Source organism: Oceanobacillus zhaokaii (assembly GCF_003352005.1).
GTDB classification, from domain to species: Bacteria; Bacillota; Bacilli; order Bacillales; family Amphibacillaceae; genus Oceanobacillus; species Oceanobacillus zhaokaii.
The window spans coordinates 249,998-267,747 of the sequence record NZ_CP024848.1 but is presented as its reverse complement, the minus strand read 5'-3'; the positions used below and the strand labels follow the sequence as shown (position 1 = coordinate 267,747).

Here is a 17,750-nt window from a genome sequence, read left to right as displayed (position 1 = left end):
TTCATGCATTCCATCGAAGCAACCTATCTTCAAAATATCTTGCAATAACATCAGATAATTTTCCAAATAAAGCATAGAGGAGGATACTCATAACGATGACATCCATCTGCATAAATTCCCTCGCATTCATCGCCATATATCCTATTCCTGAGTGAGCAGAAATCGTTTCAGACACGATAAGAGTTAACCACATTACCCCAAGTGAAAACCTTATTCCAACAAGAATCGAAGACATGGCTCCAGGAAGAATCACATTAAAAAATAGCGATGTCCCCTTTAATCCATATACTTTCCCCATTTCTACCAAACCTTTATCAACATTTTTAACTCCATGATACGTATTGATATAAATCGGGAAGAGTACGCCCAAAGCGACCAAGAATATTTTTGATGTTTCACCTATCCCAAACCATAGTATTACTAGTGGAATTAAGGCCAGATGAGGAATATTTCGCAGCATTTGGATGGATGTGTCAAATAAAAGATCCGTAATGCGGAATATACCATTGAGCAGACCGAATACAAAACCTATGATTCCACCAATAAGAAATCCTGCCAAAGCCCTTCCTAGACTGATTGATACATTGCTCAGCAATTCTCCGGTAGAAAAAAGGTCAATTGCGGCAATAACTACTTTAGAAGGTGCTGGAAGAATTCTTTCTGGTATGGCTCCTGTCCATGCCAATAGTTGCCATCCAAGGAGCAGGGTGAATGGTAAAAACCAGGGAATGAATTTTTTGGCAGTTTCTTTAGTGAGTATCTTCATAATCCTCTTCTCCTTTTACACGGTACTAGTCATCCATAACTTCTTTCACATTTATTTTTTTCGGAATAATATCAAGTCGATAAAACGTATCGGCAATTTCTTGCTGTTCTTTTATTATCTCATCATTGATTGAATCAACTCCGTACACCCTGCGTTTTACTGCCATTTCGATGGATGCCTCATCAATATCGATAATTGGTGCGAGCATTTTTACCAATTCGCCATGATTGTTGTTGGCCCAGTCAGAAGATTTCTCAATTTCTTCTAGAACGATATCAATGATTTCATGGTTTTCCTTTGCAAATTCCTTATTGGCAATAAAGAAATCACGGTCGGTTGTATAACCTTCACCATCGATTAAAAGCTTTGCACCCATATTAATCTGTGTCGAAGATGTAAATGGATCCCAGACTACCATCGCGTCCGTTTGCCCTTGTTCGAATGCAATTCTTGCATCTCCGGGTGACAAATAAACTGGAGTAATATCAGAATACGTCAATCCTACGCTTTCCAAAGCTTTTACAATAAGGTAATGGGAACTGGAACCTTTAGAAAAACTAACCTTTTTTCCTTTTAAATCTTCAAGTGAAAGAATACTTGATCCTTCAGCTACTAGGATTCCGCTTCCTTCAAATTTGGATTTTCCAGCTGCTACTGTTAAAAATGGAGCGTTTGCAGCTTGAGCGAATATAGGTGGCGTATTACCTGTGCGCCCAAAATCTATACTGTCAGCATTTAAAGCTTCTACCAATGCTGGTCCGGCTTGAAATTCATTCCATTCTACTTTATATCCTTCTGATTCAAGACGTTCTTCAAGTGTTCCTAGCGTTTTTAGAATAATGAGAGGTCCATTTTTTTGATAGCCTATTCGTATGACATCTTCAGTTGAACCATCGGTTGAAGAGTTTTGAGGACTACAGCTAATCATTAAACCAGTAATGATTACCAGCAGGAAAAAAGCTAACTTTTTAGTCATTACACTTACCACCCTTACTGATTTTAGAATTATATCTGTGTTTAGACTATGTATAAATCTCAAGTAGGTTCCTGTCCCTAGTTAATTCATTTTAGACATTTATTTAAGCAAGAAGCTTCGATTGCAGCTGGATAAATTAATGCATTTCAGGAAAACATAAAAAGATGAAAAAATTTAGGAGGAGTCTCAATGGGTATTAATAACTCAAAAAATGAACCATTACATTCAGGGGAAGTATTCCACCTCTGGTCATATCTATATAGCACAAAAGGAACCCTTGTTACGCTCCAGGTATTAATTAATCATACAGGTGACCATGACCTGAAAGTCTATTTGGAGGATCTGCTGGAAAGTAATTTTACTCAGGAAGAACAACAGGTTGAGAATCTGTTAAAAGAATCGGGAATTCGTTTACCTCCCGCTCCACCCGATAAGCCAAATGTGGAAGTTCAGGATATACCAGCAGGAGCCAGGTTCAATGATCCGGAAATTGCCACTCTCGTCCAAAAAGAGTTGATGACAGGCAGAATATTGTGCAACTATATAACTGGAATTGCAATCCGTGAAGACTTAAGAACCATGTTCAGTGAATTCAGCTCACAGAGAGAAGAGTACGAAATTAAACTCCAGCAAGTATCAAAGGAAAAAGGCTGGATAGTTCCACCGCCAATCAATACTAAATAAAACTTGTTGAACTTATTGACTAAGGAGTGAAGGAAATTGGCAAAAAAAAATAAAAGTGCAATTATTTTGGCAATCGGTTCCATTCCATTGATAATGACTTTGGGGAATTCTATGTTAATCCCTATATTGCCTGAAATGAAGTCGTCTTTGGAACTTAGTCAAATGCAGGTAAGCTTAACAATAACAGTATTTTCCATCGCAGCTGCAATTTTCATCCCAGTTGTCGGCTATCTTTCAGATCGTTATTCCCGTAAAATCATTATTATTCCATCATTGATTCTTTTCGGGGTTGGAGGTTTAATTGCAGGAATCGGGCCCTCATTTTCCAATAATCCCTATATATGGATATTAATCGGTCGAACAATACAGGGCCTGGGTGCTGCAGGCACATCCCCAATTGCTATGGCTCTAACTGGGGATCTTTTTAAGGGTAGTGAACAGAGTAGAGTGCTAGGTATTTACGAAGCATCAAATGGACTTGGCAAAGTTTTGTCTCCTATATTGGGTTCCCTTCTTGCTTTAATTGTTTGGTACTCTGTATTCTTTACATTTCCAGCCATAAGCCTTATTTCTGCATTACTAGTCTTGTTTTTTATAAAGGAAAAAAGCAATCGTCAGGCTCCTCCGCCTTTCAGAAAATATGTAAGGGGACTCCTAGGTGTGTTTAAGCATGAAGGGAGATGGCTGTTCACAACATATCTTGCGGGAGGCACTTGCCTTTTTGCACTTTTTGGTATTTTATTTTATTTGTCCGACATGTTGGAAACAGACTATAAAATTGACGGTATTATGAAGGGTTTAATCTTGGCAATACCTCTTTTAGTAATGGTAACCACATCGTATATCACTGGAAGCAAAATCGGAAAAAACCTGGAAAAGATGAAAAGATTAGCTTTGCTTGGCTTTTTATTTAAAACCATTTCCTATGGATCCCTTGTTTTCGTCGATAAACTTGTTCCATTTCTCATTATTCTCGCTCTTAGCAGTGTAGGGGCCGGTCTTATTCTTCCGTGTGTAAACAGCATCATTACTGGTGCAGTAGGCAAAGAAAGACGGGGGTTTGTAACATCGCTATATGGTTCCGTAAGATTCCTAGGTGTGGCTTTCGGTCCGCCAATCTTTTCGCGATTAATGGACTGGTCCAAAACGGGGATGTTCCTCTCAATTGCAACGTTCACACTTATTGTCGGCCTGCTTGTACTTTTGCTTCTTCATGTAAAGGGATTGGATGGCAAAGAGGATAAATCTACTAAATTCCATTATAATTATATGTAAGTTGCTGGCTTATTACTTTTTTCTCCAGTTTAAGGTATAAGTCCGCCAAAATGAAAATTGACATATTTGATCAATCACTATTGTGGATATCCATTGACTCAAAAATGCCAAAATAATTATTTTCCAGTCAATCACAACTGCTGTTAGTAAAAAAATAGCTATATTTACAAAAAATAGTGGCTTTCCAGGCAGGATATTTCTTCTGACAGAGATAATCATAGCTAAGATGCCTATGCCTCCATTGGAGACTCTCTGTCTCATTAATATTCCAATACCTGTACCTAAAAATATTGATCCAGCGAAAACATCAAACCATAAAATTCTATTTGGAGAGAATGTTTGCCCAAAAATGTGGAGAGATATAGAGGTTACCGTAATTCCAAGAATAGTCCATAAAGCAAAACGTTTACCCAAAATTTTTACTCCAAAATACAGCATGGACGCATTTACCAACCAAAGAGCCAGTCCTATATTCATGCCAAACCAATAATGGATTAGAACTGCTATGCCTCCCGCACCACCTGAAGGGATGTAATTCGGAAATAAAAATAATCCCATTCCGAATCCTTGGAAAATCCCTCCTAATATAACTAAAACAAACTTAGAAATAAATTGTTTCACATTGCTCCCCCTAAAATGTAGCTGCACTTACTCAATATAATATGATGTTACACTCTAATTTTATTCGAACTTGTCCGCAATATCTTAAGGATATGCAATTTATGAAAATCCTGGGATGGATTATTAGGAATTGATATGCAAAAGGCACTACACTAAAGAGTTATCTTTTAATGTAGTGCCTTTGCCTATTTATAGGTTCTCTATAATATTTCTTAACCCCAAACCTCATCCGCTACTTCTTTAACTAGGCGGAGTTTCTTCCACTGCTGTTCTTCAGTTAATATATTTCCTTCTTCCGTTGATGCGAAGCCACATTGTGGACTGATGCATAGTCGGTCAATATCAACGTATTTCGCAGCTTCTCCAATACGAGCTTTAATTGCCTCTTTGTCTTCTAAATCACCTGTTTTTGATGAGAATAGACCTAAAACAACTAATTTGTCTTCACTTACATGCTGCAGTGGTGAGAAGTCTCCAGCACGCTCTGTATCATACTCTAAATAATAAGCAGAAACGTTTTCTTTCGCAAATAAGATATTCGCTATTGGGTCATATCCACCGGAAGAAGCCCAAGTAGAATGATAGTTTCCACGGCAAACATGAGTGGTTATAACTAAATCGTCTGGAAGATTTTCAATCGATAAATTGTTCACACGTAGAAAGAGTTCACTGATCCCTTTAACAGTTGCATCATCATGACGCGATTTCCAGTAATTCGGGTCTACTAACATTCCCCATGTACAATCATCTAATTGTACACTTCTGCATCCAGCGTCATACAAATCCTTAATAACGGTTTGGTAAGATTTTGCGATATCAGCAACCAATTCCTCTTCATTTGGATAAAACTCTTCCGTTGCTTTAATATTGTCAGGACGTTGTAATTCCGCTAAAAATTGAGCCGGGGCCGGAATTGTTTGTCTTGCAACAACACCGTCCTCTTCATATGATTTAATAAATGAAAAGTGTTCAACGAATGGATGATTCTCACCACTAATTTTTCCTGTTAAGCTAGCTGTTTCCGGACGTGTTTCTTCATCATTAAAAAGATAACCTTGATCAATCGTCTTTTTGCTGACGCCATTTAGTCCCCACATGAAATCTAAATGCCACCAAGAACGGCGAAATTCCCCGTCTGTAATAACTTGAAGACCTGTTTCTTTTTGTTTCTGAATTAAATCAATGATGGACGCGTCTTCAACCTGTTTTAGCTCCTTTTCGGAAATGCTGCCTTCTGCGAAAGAAGCGCGTGCATTCTTTAGTCTCTCAGGACGCAAAAAACTCCCTACATTATCATATCGAAATGGCGTAACCAATCTTTTCCCCTGTTTAATATGTACTCCCATTAGGATCTCTCCCTTTTGTTTCATTTTTATATAGTCTAGCATAGAGTATTTAACATAGGGTAAGACATAAAAACTTTCGCTTGATATAGCTTTAACCTATAGCTGAAGTTGCCCTAGCTCTTCCTCAATTGTTTCTTTTAAATAGTCAATATAAATATTAGCGAGCGTACTGTTTGTTATATTTTTATGGGTAACATAGCCAATATTAATCCGTTCCTTTACCTTTAAAGGTACTGCAATGATATCATTTCCGTTTAATTCCTGACTAATAACACCTGTTGTGATTGTATATCCATTCAGCCCAATCAGCAGGTTAAATAAAGTAGCCCGGTCGCTTACCTTAATATTCTTTGGTCTGGATAGTGTACTAAGAATCTCCTCCGAGAAATAAAAGGAATTATAGTCCCCTTGTTCATAGGACAAGTATGGATATGGATCTAAATCAGATAATGTCACATACTCCCTTTTCGCAAGTGGGTTTTTCGAGCTTATAAAAATATGCGGTTTTGCTTCGAAAAGGTCATGAAACTCTAGATTTCCTTCTCTTAAAAACTTAGAAATAACCTTTTTATTGAACTCGTTTAAATATAATACACCAATTTCACTGCGCAGATTTCTCACATCATCAATAATTTCATATGTCCTTGTTTCCCTTAGGGTGAACTCATACTCCTCCCGATCATATTCTTTAAGCAGTCGTACAAACGCACTCACCGCAAATGCGTAGTGCTGTGCCGATACCGCAAAATGCTGTTGTGGTGATGGTGTATCGGCATAACGATTCTCAAGAAGCGCAGCCTGTTCAACCACTTGCCTTGCATAACCAAGAAACTCCGATCCTTCTGGGGTAATCATGATTCCCTTATTGGTTCGGGAAAAAATCATAATTCCCATTTCCTTCTCCAGCTCTTTGATTGCATTTGATAGACTTGGCTGACTAATAAACAAATTCTGTGCCGCATTACTAATCGAGCGACTTCTCGCCACTTCAATTACATATTTTAATTGTTGTAATGTCATCTATAATCCTATCCCCTTATATTAAATCATATTCTGAATTATACACTTACTTATAGCCGTACACCATTGATCAATAGTTTTTCCCTAAATAATGTTATCTTTCTTTTCAAGTACATCGCTTTAGATTATTAGAAATCCAAAGGAACAGGAGTAACAAAATGGAATTTAGGGAAAATGACAAAAAAGGTGTGGTAGAATGGATACATTTCTTTTCTTCCTTCTTGGATTTGGTTATCTTTGTCTATTTATATGGGGGATCTTCCTTGCAAGAAAGCATGGCTGGTTAAATCTCACCAATGTTCTTCTTCTCGTCATTTTAGGGCTCATATATGATAATCTGATGATTGCATTAGGAAGAGATTTATCGGGGAAGGGAGCCTGCTGGAAAGCTTAAGCTATCTCCGTTTCTGGTTACATGCACTATTCACTCCATCCTTGATTCTTTTTGCATGGAGTATCTGTTTCAGGGTTGGTTTACCTTGGGCAAGAAAAACTTTCTCTAAAGTCCTAGCAATTCTCATGACTATTGGGTTAATCCTTTACGAGCTGTTTAGTTCGATAAGGGGACTTGAGCTTGAACCGAACTGGAAAAATAGTGTATTAACCTACCAAAATGCGTCACAGTCAGATATTCCAGTGATGGTAATTTTTATCACTTTAGGTTTAGGCATTGTTGGTTTTGTTCTCCTAAGAAAATTCCGATTTCCTTGGCTGTTTATCGGCATAGTCGTTATGCTTTTAGGAAGTGTTTTAGCTGTCTGGTACGATAAATTCCCGATTATGAATGTATTAGAAATCCTCTTAATAGTCTCCTTACTTATAACAAAGCAATTTCAAGTCAGAAAAAAACAAGGGGAAGATCGTTTTTAGTAGCTGTATCAAGTATTTCAATAGGACAGAACTCTTGTGTTATAAGCACTGATGAAATGTCATAAATTTGTTACTTATATAAAAACTTCTGTTCATATATACTCAGTTTTATGCTTAAAACCTAGTAATAAAAAAAGAAGGAATCATTTTCGGACTATTTATGTGTTGGAATGGTTCTTATTATGTCAGTATACGGAGTTATTATTACGGGGTTAATGATAGAAATTGAAGGTTCTATTTTCACAACGTATCTTAAAACAGTTGGTCTAAACTTTATCTTAGCGCTTCCGGCGCAGTTACTAATTGTTGGACCGATCTCTCGTTTCCTATTAGCTAAATACATTAAGCCTATCGACACAACTAGAGCCAGAATTAAATAAGTAAAAACAAGCAAGCTGCTTTTTCGTAGCTTGCTTGTTTTATGCTGAATTTCAAACATAGTTACATCTAACTTGTGCGACTCTATTTAATCAATCGTATCTTTCTGCTATCCAGCAATAAGTTCAAATACTCGTTCATATGCGTCATAGATTTTGTCTGCTTCTTCTTGCATTTCAAATTCTTCCTCATACTTAATTACTAATAAATCCATCTCATAGAAGGCAATTAGTATTTTCACAACCGATTTCGGGATTGCTTGCCAGGAGGTTATTTCACTAAAAACTTTTTCCAGCTCTTGGAATATCCTCTCAAACTGTTCCTCATCCATGCCTTTCCCCTGTTCCATTTGAACAAAAAAACCATTATTTTCATCGATGTATTGTATCAGACCTCGAATAGTCTCTGCCTGATTGTGATCTGGCTTCCCACTACCAGAAAGGCACTGTTCTCTCAATATGTTGATTTGTTGTGCAGCGTCACGTATCCGCTTGGATTCCTCATCCGAATAATTGAAAGAAAACTGACACAGTTCAGCATAGATTTCCATGATTGACTGGACTGCTTTATTAGGTAACGAGTTTTCTTTTTCCCATAATCCAGCAAGCTCCGTGAATGCATTTATAAATTTTCCATATTGTTCCTTATCCAAACCATTGCCCATACGCAGCTCAACTAGCAATTCCGTTTCAGACTCGATGAGTATTTGCATTAAAGATAATTGGGTCATTGCTTCTCACGCTCCTCTTTTCAGTCAACAAAAACCTAATCAATTACTAAACTCAGAAGGGCGACCAAGTAGCTTGATTGCTTCTGGTGGTATAGAGTATTCGACAAGTAATTCCTGGGACTTGTTAACATATCTCCTTACCTTCTCCCATGGTTCCCCTTTTGAATTAACCAAGTACTTATCCTGAACTTCCGGGTCGGTTAAATCATAATAGGTATTCGTCACCTTCTCCAAATCAATCTGTACGATTCGGAGATCCTGAGCTTTACCTGCATTCATAATATCTTTTGTTGCATTTTCCAGTGCAACTTCAAAGCTCTTGGTAGTTGATATATATTTCGATCCCTTAAAGTTTTTCTTACTCCCATTATTGACATGGCCTGCAATCGTGATGTGCTCTCTTTCTGGTGCTTTTGCAAAAATGCCCTTGTCTGAATCCTCATCTTCCCGTATGACCCGGTATACCGTGTTTTCATCCAAATCAAGACTGATATCATCCAGATTTTTTTCAGCCTTATCAATTGTATTGTTGAGATTCGTAATTTCCTCATTCGAATCTCCCCCACCCGTAAATACTGTAATTGAGTCACTAATAGATTCAAACAGTTCCCCTATGTAACCGACAATCTTGTCAAATGTATCTTTGATACCATCTATAGAGTCTTCAATATTCTCCCCAAGGCCACCAAACCAATCCGCGACCGGTTCTAATAACCCCTCATCAGCTACGGAAACGCTCGCAGTAGCAGTTGCAGTATTATTAATAAAGACTGATTCTTCTCCAGATGCATGATGTGGCTGAAGAAATGGAAATTACAAAAATGCAAACAGGACACAGAGCAGATATGGAAATTTTAATCTTTTCAACTAATTTTCCTCCTGTATCTATCATCAAGAAATTTCACTTTCTTGGCAAACTGATGTAGATTAGTCTATTCTACTTTTATCATAGAAAATATAAGCTTAAAAGTCTATGTATTTATCATGAGTTTTTTGACTCAAAGTTAATATGCTCAATAATAAATAGGACAATTAACTAACCCATCTGGAAAATTAAATGAATAACAGGCAGGATTACAAGGATTCATTGACGAAATTTACTTAATAGACTTAATAGACTTAAAAATAAATGGAAGAAGGGATAAGCAATGAACAGCAGCTTATGTATGATATCAATTAAAATCCAAGATATTGAAACTGCAAAGCATTTTTATTGTGAAACTCTCAATTTTAAAGTAGAACGAGCGTATGGTGATGATATTGTGGAATTGAGTCTAGAGGGGTTTCCTATTATTCTCGAAAAAGTATCGAATCCAAATACACTAGTCTACGAAGATAACTCACAGGTAGTAATTGGCTTAAAAACAGAGGATATTCAATCTGACATTCTCTATTTAAAAGAAAAAGGTGCTAAGTTATTGTATGAAACTCCCCAGAAATGCCCGCCAGGACATTTCACAGTAATTGAAGATCCATTTGGAAACAAAATTGAATTACTGGAATTTGCAAAGTAAAGCTCATTATTAATAGAATCTCCTATTCCTGAACGCTAAGAATAGGAGATTCTATTTTTTATTTGTTTAAGAATGATTAATTAAAGGGTAATAGAGTAACTAACGATGAAAAGGAGGAATTATTATCAAGTATCTCAGGCTGACTATCTTATGTATCATTGGAATTATCTGTTTTTCAGGAACGGCTCATGCTGAAAAAAACTATACCGTACAATTAGGTGATAGTTTATTTAGCATAGCCCGCGATTACCAAATTGATGTAAACACTTTAATCGCTTCAAATTCTTCAATCATTAATCCAGATTATGTTGCAGCAGGACAAACAATCAAAATCCCGGATGCAAATGGAGTCCCTTATACAATTACAGCTTATACAGCCGGTTATGAATCTACGGGAAAACTTCCAGGTGATCCCGCTTATGGCATCACTGCTTCTGGAAAGGTTGTACAAGAAGGACGTACGATTGCATGTCCGCAAGATCTCTCGTTTGGCACGAAAATACATATCCCAAAATGGAACGAAACCTATGTCTGTGAAGATCGTGGAAGTGCAATTACAAATGGTCATCTAGATATTTATAAGGAAGATTTAAACGATGCATTACAATTTGGAGTGCAGCAAGTACACGTTAAAGTGTGGGGTTATTAACAGGGGGAAAAATTAAGCTGGAAAGAAAAATAAAGGAAGAAAAGATGTGACAAATACGAAGGTCTACCAAGCGAAACCATTTTTTTATCGGTTTTGCTTGGTATTTTCTGTTTTCTAAACTTTAACCTACTCAATATAAATCATACTCGAATAGTGGAGACTTAAAAAATCAGCCTTGTTTAATCTATTCAATCTTCCAGTCAATCGGCGCAAGTCCTGCCTCTTCCAAAAATTGGTTTGTTCTTGAAAATGGGCGGCTGCCAAAAAATCCTCGATTAGCAGAAAAGGGACTTGGGTGAGGAGATTTTATGATTAAATGTTGGGATGCTGTAATTAATTCCGCTTTTTCTTGGGCATGCTTGCCCCAAAGAATGAATACCACAGGATCTGTTTTTGCACATACCTGCTTAATGACCTCATTGGTAAATAATTCCCAACCTTTTCCTTTATGGGAATTGGGTTCCCCTTTCCTAACTGTTAAAACTGTGTTCAACAATAGAACACCTTGCTTGGCCCAATTAATTAAACTACCATGATTAGGAGCTGGAAAACCTAAATCATCATGTAATTCCTTATAAATATTTTTTAACGAAGGTGGTATACGTACTTCAGGTTTAACGGAAAAACTTAAACCTTGTGCTTGATTTGGGCCATGATATGGGTCCTGTCCTAGAATAACAACTTTTGTATTTTGATAATCTGTATAATGAAGCGCATTAAAAATATCTTGCATTTCCGGATATACAGTATAAGAACTATATTCCTGCTTCAAAAAGGCATGTAATCTTATATAATAGTCTTTTTGAAACTCCTCCTTTAATATTGGCTCCCAGTCATTTTTTAAGATAGTCATACTTTCATCTCCTAACAATCTACTACCCTCATATTATATGACATGAAGTTTCATTTTTCCTATCTGCCTTATTCCCTTTATCTCTCATAGCTATTCAAATAATATCAGTAGTGGACTGCAGAAGACTACTCTATACTTCAATATGTTTTATTACTCTAGCAGGATTACCTCCAACTACAACATTCTCCGGTACATCTTTAGTAACTACTGAACCTGACGCAATTACAACGTTATCCCCTACTGTTACCCCTGGGTTGATAATTGCACTTCCCCCAATCCATACATTGTTCCCAATCGTAATCGGTTTGGCATATTCTTTGCCTGAATTACGTTCAGTTGGATTAAGTGGATGTGTTGCTGTATAGATCTGCACACCAGGAGCAAGCATACAATTATCTCCAAAACGCACTTCACTAACATCTAAAATGGTACAGTCAAAGTTGGCATAAAAGTTTTCTCCTACGTGTGTATTATAGCCATAATCAAATCTTATATTTGGCTCCATCGATAGGTTTTCTCCAGTCGATCCGAGTAATCCTTTTAATATTTCTGTTCGCTTTTCTTCTTCGGTTTCTAACGTTTGATTATATATCCTAACCCTACGTCTTGCTTCCTCACGATCCATTAATAATACTGGGTCAGCAGGATTATACAATTCTCCAGCCACCATTTTTTCTTTTTCTGTTTTCATTTCAATAACCTACTTTCTAATCTAGTTGTATTCTCTTAGCTCTTTGTGTAACAAATCAATATTATACCTAAATAATAATAATTTCATTACTTTGAAAGGGACCTTGATTTTAAAAATATTGATCAGTTATTTCTAATACACCACTATCATTATTAGAAGGCGAACGATACTTTACGCTTTCTTTCACAACATCGCTCCCATTTTTCTATCTACATTACATGCTATAGCATTGAATATCATTTCCTCCATCGCCACATGCCAATAGGCTTATCCTCTTTTATTGTAACGATAACAATTGAATGATAGTTCTCATTACGGCGTCCTCATCATTTGAGCGAGTAATGAAATTAGCGGCATCTTTTAGTTCTGGTACGGCATTTCGAACATCAAACTATAGGTACTGCGAGTCATGATCTCTATATCATTGTACCCCATCTCCGAATGCAAGCGTTTCTTCAGGAGCGACATTTAATAAACGTTGCAGATATTCGACAATTGTACCTTTATGAACATTAGCATTAGCTATGTCAATCCAGGCTGCTTCAGATGCAACAATATATGCTGACTCAAAAAAACCAGATAGTTTTTCCCTGGTCACCATACATCTTAATAATGGATCATGAATCGAAATTTTTACAAAGTCATCTGTAATTTCATTGAAATCAGATACTTGTCTTACTCTTGCATAGGACCTTCTAACAATAGCTGCTTCCTCTTGAGGGATGTTATCTTTTACTACTGCACCATTTCTAGTACACGCAATAATGGTATGATCCAAGCTTATTTCCTCAAGCATTGCTTAGCAGGGATTCATAAACAAACTTCCCATTATGCTTGATTCTTGTTGCACTATCACCTAATATCCATAGATTCTCTAAGTCTTCGCCGAACAACTCTTCTACACGTTCACATTGCTTTCCAGTAACAGGAGCAAATTCAACTCCTTTTTCTTTCATTATCTTTTTAACATCTTTATAGAGTTCCCTATTAAAATTTACAGTATAATCCTTTGTTAAAAATTCGGATAATAGACGGAATTGATCTTCTCACCGAGTATATTTAGTCAAAAGAAAGCGCCTCAAACTTTAGATTGTATCTAAGATTTGAGGCACAGTCTATTTTTTTTATTAGACTTATTCTTCTTATTTCGTAACAGTAACTTCTCCATTCAGAGTAGATAATTTTATCAGGTTTTCTCCCTTTCCGAACACAGCATTTCGTTTAGAATCACCAAATATATTAACACCCCCAAAAGCAACTTCTACATCGATCGTAGCATTTTTCGGTTCCTTTAAAGTTTGGATTCCGATTTTACCGTTCAGATTCTCAAAATCAATGTTGCGGTCTAAATGATCTGTTACAAAGTCGATTTCTCCATTAATTACATTTCCGGAAATATCCCCTTCTATGTTTTGTAGAAGGATTTTTCCATTATCTGAACTGACATGAAGTGTAGAGGTTTGTAAATCTTGTAGTTCAATTGTTCCATTAATCGTTTTTACCGTTGCTGCTTCTACACCTATTTCTTCTGCTTTAATCCTTCCATTTGCGGCCTCTACTAATAATGATTCATACAATTTTTTAGGTACATAAACTTTTAGAGCTAGTGCCGACTCTGTAAAGTTAAAGTTATAGAATTTAAGATTTTTTTCATCTAAAAGAACAGCGAGTGTATTTTCTTGAACATCAACATCGAAGGTATATGCTCTGCTCTTTTTATCTCCACCTGTTAACTCAACTTTGGCTGCATGATTACTTGTGGGGAAAACTTCTACCTCCGCGTTGTCGGCCTTAATATCAATATTGGTAAAATCCTCACCCTGAATGATTCTTTCTTCTTTGATCGGCTCCGATTGTTTCTTTGCATTTACTGTTAAAAGGCTCCCGGTCACACCTACTAATAAAAGAACTAAAGCAACAATAGAAATCTTTTTAATGTTAAGCATGCTTTAAGCCCCCCTTCACAAGTCCTACATTGTATTTTAAATAACGGACAAATCCATTTTTTATAGCACGAGTTGCGAAGAACATTCCGATTGCAATGAATAGACCAATCCCAGCAAGACCAATAGAAAAGAACAGGTCAAATAATTCAAAAACCTCGGGGTGTATAAATACATTTATTAATACGAGTATCGGTGAAACGACAAATGAAACTCCCATTAACCAGCCGGCAATAATAACCCCCGCTAAAGCGACAAATGGTCCTAATACAATGACAAGGTTAAAAAATCCTAATCCAATGACAGCCCAAACTGCACGGATTATATTACCTGTTGAAGTAGTTTCCTCAACTTTTTCAACACGATGTGTTGCCACCAGCTCTTTTGCAATTTGTTCGGGGGAGCCAAGTGAAGTGGCTATTTGTTCTTCAGACTTTCCTTCTTCTGATCCAATCGCGAAATACTCTTCAATATCTTGCATAATATCCTGCCTTTCCTCTGGTGGCAGTTTCTTCAAAGATGCATTTAATTTAGTAAGAAATTGCTTTTTAGTCACCTTTTACACCTTCCTTTATTAATTGATTTACTCCATTTGTGAACTCTTTCCACTCCTGAAGCAGGTCATGTAGATACGTTCTGCCGCTGTCAGTTAACTTGTAATACTTTCTTGGTGGTCCTTCAGTAGACTCCTTTAAGTATGTCGTGAAGTAACCTTCTTTTGTTAATCGTCTTAATAGTGGATATGCAGATCCCTCTGATACATCAATCTGCTCTGATATCTTTTGCACAAGTTCATATCCATAGCGATCCTGCTTATCTAAAAGTACAAGAACACATAATTCTAATACACCTTTTTTAAATTGTACGTTCACTTTTGAATCACACCTCTTTCCTTAGCAACTAACTACTATTCATTAAACAATACTGATATTTTAAAGGTACCTTCCAAAAAAATATATCATACAGTACTGTTCAATGCAAGGTACTATATGTTAAATTTTACTGATATTTTAAATATTATCAGCAGGGACACTTGATTACAAATCTGCAATAGGCATAAAAAAATACCCCTTTAGATAAAATTATCCAAAAGGGTAAATCCCCGAAGCTTTATTTCAGGTGCAACAACTTAATAAGCGGAGGATATCTCAGTCTCTTTCTCTCGCTCTCTGTGTATCTCTAATATTCTTCTGAACGGTTACAGCAGCAAATAAACTAAGAACAAATGCCATCCCATAAAACCCCTTTTCACTCAAAATAATACTTCCTGCATTGTATAAACCGATGCCAATTAATAAAATTGATATCATAAGTGCAATCCAACTTATACCAAAATAAATATTGGTTACTGGTATTCCTTCTTCTTTATCTCTAACTGCTTTTTGTAAAGATACCGCTGAATAAAGCCCGAACACTAATACTGCGAAATAATAGCCTTTTTCATTCAGTTCCATTGTTGCGTTAAACAGACCGATAAGATAAGCTGCAACACCTATAAATAAAGCTGCCCAGGAAGCCCCTTTGAAAGCTGAAGTTGGTTCTCCTTCCTTTCTTTCAAACTCTACCTTTGCATCCTCTTCTCTCGCTTTTTCTGGTAAAGCTGCTGGATCATTAGACATTGGATTTCCCCCACTCTCTTCTAATAAAATTAAGCATTTCAGGCACAGTGCATTGGTATTCTCTACATTTTATTATACATAATATTCCTACAAATAGAAGGCAAATATATTTTGGACTTGACTGTTTCTGTAACTATAATCTCCGAAAGAAACAAAAAAACACTCACAAATATGAACCTATCCACATTTGTGAGTGTTTTTAAATATATTATATCGCTTTTTTAACTACCTTTTCTTCAACTGGAGGATTTAATTGACCTTCCCATTTAGCAACTACAAGTGCTGCAATTGAGTTCCCTACCACGTTAACAGCGGTACGTCCCATATCAAGAATACGATCGATACCAGCAATAAACGCTAATCCTGCAGCAGGTAATCCAATCGTACTAAATGTAGCTAGTAACACTACAAAGGATACTCCTGGAACTCCAGCCATTCCTTTAGATGTAACCATCAAAACTAACATTAATGTAATTTGTTGTCCTATGCTTAATTCTATACCAAACATTTGTGCAATAAATAATGATGCAATTGCTTGATATAAAACAGATCCATCCAAGTTAAAGGAGTAACCCGTTGGAATAACGAACGAAGCAATGTGTTTCGGGCTCCCTGCTTGCTCCATTTTGTCCATAATTCTCGGAAGTACTGTTTCCGAGCTTGCTGTTGAAAATGCCAAAATTAATTCTTCCTTAATCAACTTTAATATTTTGAAGATATTAACTCCAACAATTCTGGCCATTAAACCTAGCACTACAATTACAAAGAAAATCATCGTTCCATATACGGTAAGGGCTAATTTGCCTAATGGAATCAGTGAAGTGAAACCATACTTAGAAATCGTTACACCAATTAAGGCAAATACACCAATTGGTGCATACTTCATAAATAGGTTTGTAACATAGAACATAGCATTTGCCATACCTTCGAAGAACCGCAGTACTGGTTTTCCTTTTTCTCCAATTGCTGCGATTCCAAGTCCCAATACTACAGCAAAGAAGATAATCGCTAGCATATCGCCTTCAACCATTGCTTGTACTGGATTTGTAGGTACAATATGCAATAGGGTATCAGCTATCGTCTTGCCTTCTTGCTCTTCCGATGTTTCGACATAGCCTGAAATGTCACCTTGCTCCAGGCTTTCCATATTTAGTCCAGCACCAGGCTGGAATACATTACCGGCAATTAGTCCAACCCCGATTGCAACCAATGTCATACTGATGAAATAAGTCAGTGCTTTACCACCAAGCTTACCAACAGATTTCAAATCTCCAACACCAGCAATTGCAACGATAATAGTAGATAGTACAATTGGAACAACAATCATTTTAATTAAACGGATAAACAGATCGCCAAATGGTTGTAAGATACTTTGCGCCGATTCATTTCCGTAGAAAATACCACCAACAATAATTCCTAAAATAAGACCAATAAAAATTTGAGTAGCTAGACTCAATTTAAATCTTTTCATCAATTACCCTACCTTCTTGTTAGTTATAAGTGTGCCTAGGCAAGGGAAACAAAGACGATTTGAACAAAACGAGAATTGACCAACAAAAAAAGACACGGGTTGTGTCAATTCGCACTGTATCATCATATATTCATTTGTTTCCTTAAACGCTGACGAGGTTAGCTTTCGGGTTAGGACTATGGGAAACAGTAAGCCCCTCTGTTAGATAGGATTCACCCCACGCGGAATTTCCGCCGTAAATATTGGGTCCCCCGTTCTTAAAATAAGATTAAGCGATAAAATATAAATTTCTCTATTATTATACTACTAAAAAAATACTTTTGTAAATAGTAGATATTACCACA

General features: G+C 36.6%; 21 protein-coding genes, 1 pseudogene and 1 riboswitch. Of the genes and pseudogenes, 6 read left to right on the top strand and 16 right to left on the bottom strand.

The features are described 5' to 3' along the window. Position 1: 1 nt before the first annotated feature. Together CUC15_RS01445 and CUC15_RS01440 are read right to left on the bottom strand one after the other, a co-directional pair. Complete coding sequence (locus CUC15_RS01445) at positions 2-766, bottom strand: ABC transporter permease subunit (RefSeq protein WP_114915020.1); 765 nt, start codon at positions 764-766, stop codon at positions 2-4. Between the two features lie 25 nt (positions 767-791). Then, positions 792-1,742, bottom strand: a complete 951-nt coding sequence (locus CUC15_RS01440; RefSeq protein WP_114915019.1) for a sulfonate ABC transporter substrate-binding protein — start codon at positions 1,740-1,742, stop codon at positions 792-794. Between the two features lie 189 nt (positions 1,743-1,931). On the opposite strand from CUC15_RS01440, the gene CUC15_RS01435 reads away from it, so the two are divergent. Together CUC15_RS01435 and CUC15_RS01430 are read left to right on the top strand one after the other, a co-directional pair. Beyond that, complete coding sequence (locus tag CUC15_RS01435; protein ID WP_114915018.1) at positions 1,932-2,426, top strand: DUF3231 family protein; 495 nt, start codon at positions 1,932-1,934, stop codon at positions 2,424-2,426. A gap of 93 nt (positions 2,427-2,519) precedes the next feature. Beyond that, positions 2,520-3,701, top strand: coding sequence for an MFS transporter (locus CUC15_RS01430; protein ID WP_114918349.1), 1,182 nt, complete (start codon positions 2,520-2,522; stop codon positions 3,699-3,701). A 12-nt stretch (positions 3,702-3,713) separates the two neighbouring features. Here CUC15_RS01430 and CUC15_RS01425 read toward each other — a convergent pair whose 3' ends face one another. The 3 genes from CUC15_RS01425 to CUC15_RS01415 all read right to left on the bottom strand — a co-directional run bounded on the left by CUC15_RS01425 (position 3,714) and on the right by CUC15_RS01415 (position 6,688). Next, the gene (locus CUC15_RS01425; protein WP_114915017.1) at positions 3,714-4,322 is read right to left on the bottom strand and encodes a YitT family protein; all 609 of its coding nucleotides are present in this window, start codon (positions 4,320-4,322) and stop codon (positions 3,714-3,716) included. Positions 4,323-4,534: 212 nt separating this feature from the next. Continuing rightward, positions 4,535-5,668 (bottom strand): 5-methyltetrahydropteroyltriglutamate--homocysteine S-methyltransferase, encoded by a 1,134-nt coding sequence (locus tag CUC15_RS01420; protein WP_114915016.1) that lies wholly within the window; start codon positions 5,666-5,668, stop codon positions 4,535-4,537. A gap of 96 nt (positions 5,669-5,764) precedes the next feature. Continuing rightward, positions 5,765-6,688, bottom strand: a complete 924-nt coding sequence (locus CUC15_RS01415; RefSeq protein ID WP_114915015.1) for a LysR family transcriptional regulator — start codon at positions 6,686-6,688, stop codon at positions 5,765-5,767. Between the two features lie 196 nt (positions 6,689-6,884). On the opposite strand from CUC15_RS01415, the gene CUC15_RS01410 reads away from it, so the two are divergent. The 3 genes from CUC15_RS01410 to CUC15_RS01400 all read left to right on the top strand — a co-directional run bounded on the left by CUC15_RS01410 (position 6,885) and on the right by CUC15_RS01400 (position 7,938). After that, positions 6,885-7,082 carry a hypothetical protein gene (locus CUC15_RS01410; RefSeq protein WP_114915014.1) on the top strand — a complete coding sequence of 66 codons (198 nt, stop codon included), beginning with the start codon at positions 6,885-6,887 and terminating at the stop codon, positions 7,080-7,082. Positions 7,083-7,207: 125 nt separating this feature from the next. Next, positions 7,208-7,558: a hypothetical protein gene (locus tag CUC15_RS01405; protein WP_114915013.1), complete on the top strand. Its 351-nt coding sequence runs from the start codon at positions 7,208-7,210 to the stop codon at positions 7,556-7,558. A 182-nt stretch (positions 7,559-7,740) separates the two neighbouring features. After that, positions 7,741-7,938, top strand: coding sequence for a DUF2798 domain-containing protein (locus tag CUC15_RS01400; RefSeq protein WP_205317640.1), 198 nt, complete (start codon positions 7,741-7,743; stop codon positions 7,936-7,938). Positions 7,939-8,045: 107 nt separating this feature from the next. Here CUC15_RS01400 and CUC15_RS01395 read toward each other — a convergent pair whose 3' ends face one another. Both CUC15_RS01395 and CUC15_RS01390 read right to left on the bottom strand, forming a co-directional pair. Next, positions 8,046-8,666 (bottom strand): hypothetical protein, encoded by a 621-nt coding sequence (locus tag CUC15_RS01395; RefSeq protein ID WP_114915012.1) that lies wholly within the window; start codon positions 8,664-8,666, stop codon positions 8,046-8,048. Between the two features lie 39 nt (positions 8,667-8,705). Beyond that, positions 8,706-9,146 (bottom strand): DUF7587 domain-containing protein, encoded by a 441-nt coding sequence (locus tag CUC15_RS01390; protein ID WP_114915011.1) that lies wholly within the window; start codon positions 9,144-9,146, stop codon positions 8,706-8,708. 668 nt (positions 9,147-9,814) lie between these two features. On the opposite strand from CUC15_RS01390, the gene CUC15_RS01385 reads away from it, so the two are divergent. Further along, entirely contained in the window at positions 9,815-10,180 is a 366-nt protein-coding gene (locus CUC15_RS01385) for a VOC family protein (protein WP_114915010.1), read from the top strand. Between the two features lie 833 nt (positions 10,181-11,013). On the opposite strand, the gene CUC15_RS01375 is transcribed toward CUC15_RS01385, so the two are convergent. The 9 genes and pseudogenes from CUC15_RS01375 to CUC15_RS01340 form a co-directional block, all read right to left on the bottom strand. After that, positions 11,014-11,682, bottom strand: coding sequence for a uracil-DNA glycosylase (locus CUC15_RS01375; protein ID WP_114915009.1), 669 nt, complete (start codon positions 11,680-11,682; stop codon positions 11,014-11,016). 130 nt (positions 11,683-11,812) lie between these two features. Then, positions 11,813-12,373, bottom strand: coding sequence for a sugar O-acetyltransferase (locus CUC15_RS01370; protein ID WP_114915008.1), 561 nt, complete (start codon positions 12,371-12,373; stop codon positions 11,813-11,815). Positions 12,374-12,650: 277 nt separating this feature from the next. Beyond that, a pseudogene (locus CUC15_RS20345) lies at positions 12,651-13,151 on the bottom strand (HAD family hydrolase). Between the two features lie 10 nt (positions 13,152-13,161). Continuing rightward, positions 13,162-13,329 (bottom strand): hypothetical protein, encoded by a 168-nt coding sequence (locus CUC15_RS20340; RefSeq protein WP_242985921.1) that lies wholly within the window; start codon positions 13,327-13,329, stop codon positions 13,162-13,164. A gap of 186 nt (positions 13,330-13,515) precedes the next feature. Further along, positions 13,516-14,319: a DUF4097 family beta strand repeat-containing protein gene (locus CUC15_RS01360; protein ID WP_114915007.1), complete on the bottom strand. Its 804-nt coding sequence runs from the start codon at positions 14,317-14,319 to the stop codon at positions 13,516-13,518. Then, positions 14,312-14,872 carry a DUF1700 domain-containing protein gene (locus CUC15_RS01355; RefSeq protein ID WP_114915006.1) on the bottom strand — a complete coding sequence of 187 codons (561 nt, stop codon included), beginning with the start codon at positions 14,870-14,872 and terminating at the stop codon, positions 14,312-14,314. The genes CUC15_RS01360 and CUC15_RS01355 overlap by 8 nt, the downstream gene beginning before the upstream one ends. Then, the gene (locus CUC15_RS01350) at positions 14,865-15,188 is read right to left on the bottom strand and encodes a PadR family transcriptional regulator (RefSeq protein WP_114915005.1); all 324 of its coding nucleotides are present in this window, start codon (positions 15,186-15,188) and stop codon (positions 14,865-14,867) included. The genes CUC15_RS01355 and CUC15_RS01350 overlap by 8 nt, the downstream gene beginning before the upstream one ends. 276 nt (positions 15,189-15,464) lie before the next feature. Beyond that, positions 15,465-15,935: an inner membrane protein YiaA gene (gene yiaA, locus CUC15_RS01345; RefSeq protein WP_114915004.1), complete on the bottom strand. Its 471-nt coding sequence runs from the start codon at positions 15,933-15,935 to the stop codon at positions 15,465-15,467. Between the two features lie 208 nt (positions 15,936-16,143). Continuing rightward, positions 16,144-17,406 (bottom strand): cation:dicarboxylate symporter family transporter, encoded by a 1,263-nt coding sequence (locus tag CUC15_RS01340; RefSeq protein ID WP_114915003.1) that lies wholly within the window; start codon positions 17,404-17,406, stop codon positions 16,144-16,146. 132 nt (positions 17,407-17,538) lie between these two features. Continuing rightward, a riboswitch (cyclic di-AMP (ydaO/yuaA leader) is annotated at positions 17,539-17,691 on the bottom strand. Positions 17,692-17,750: the final 59 nt, after the last annotated feature.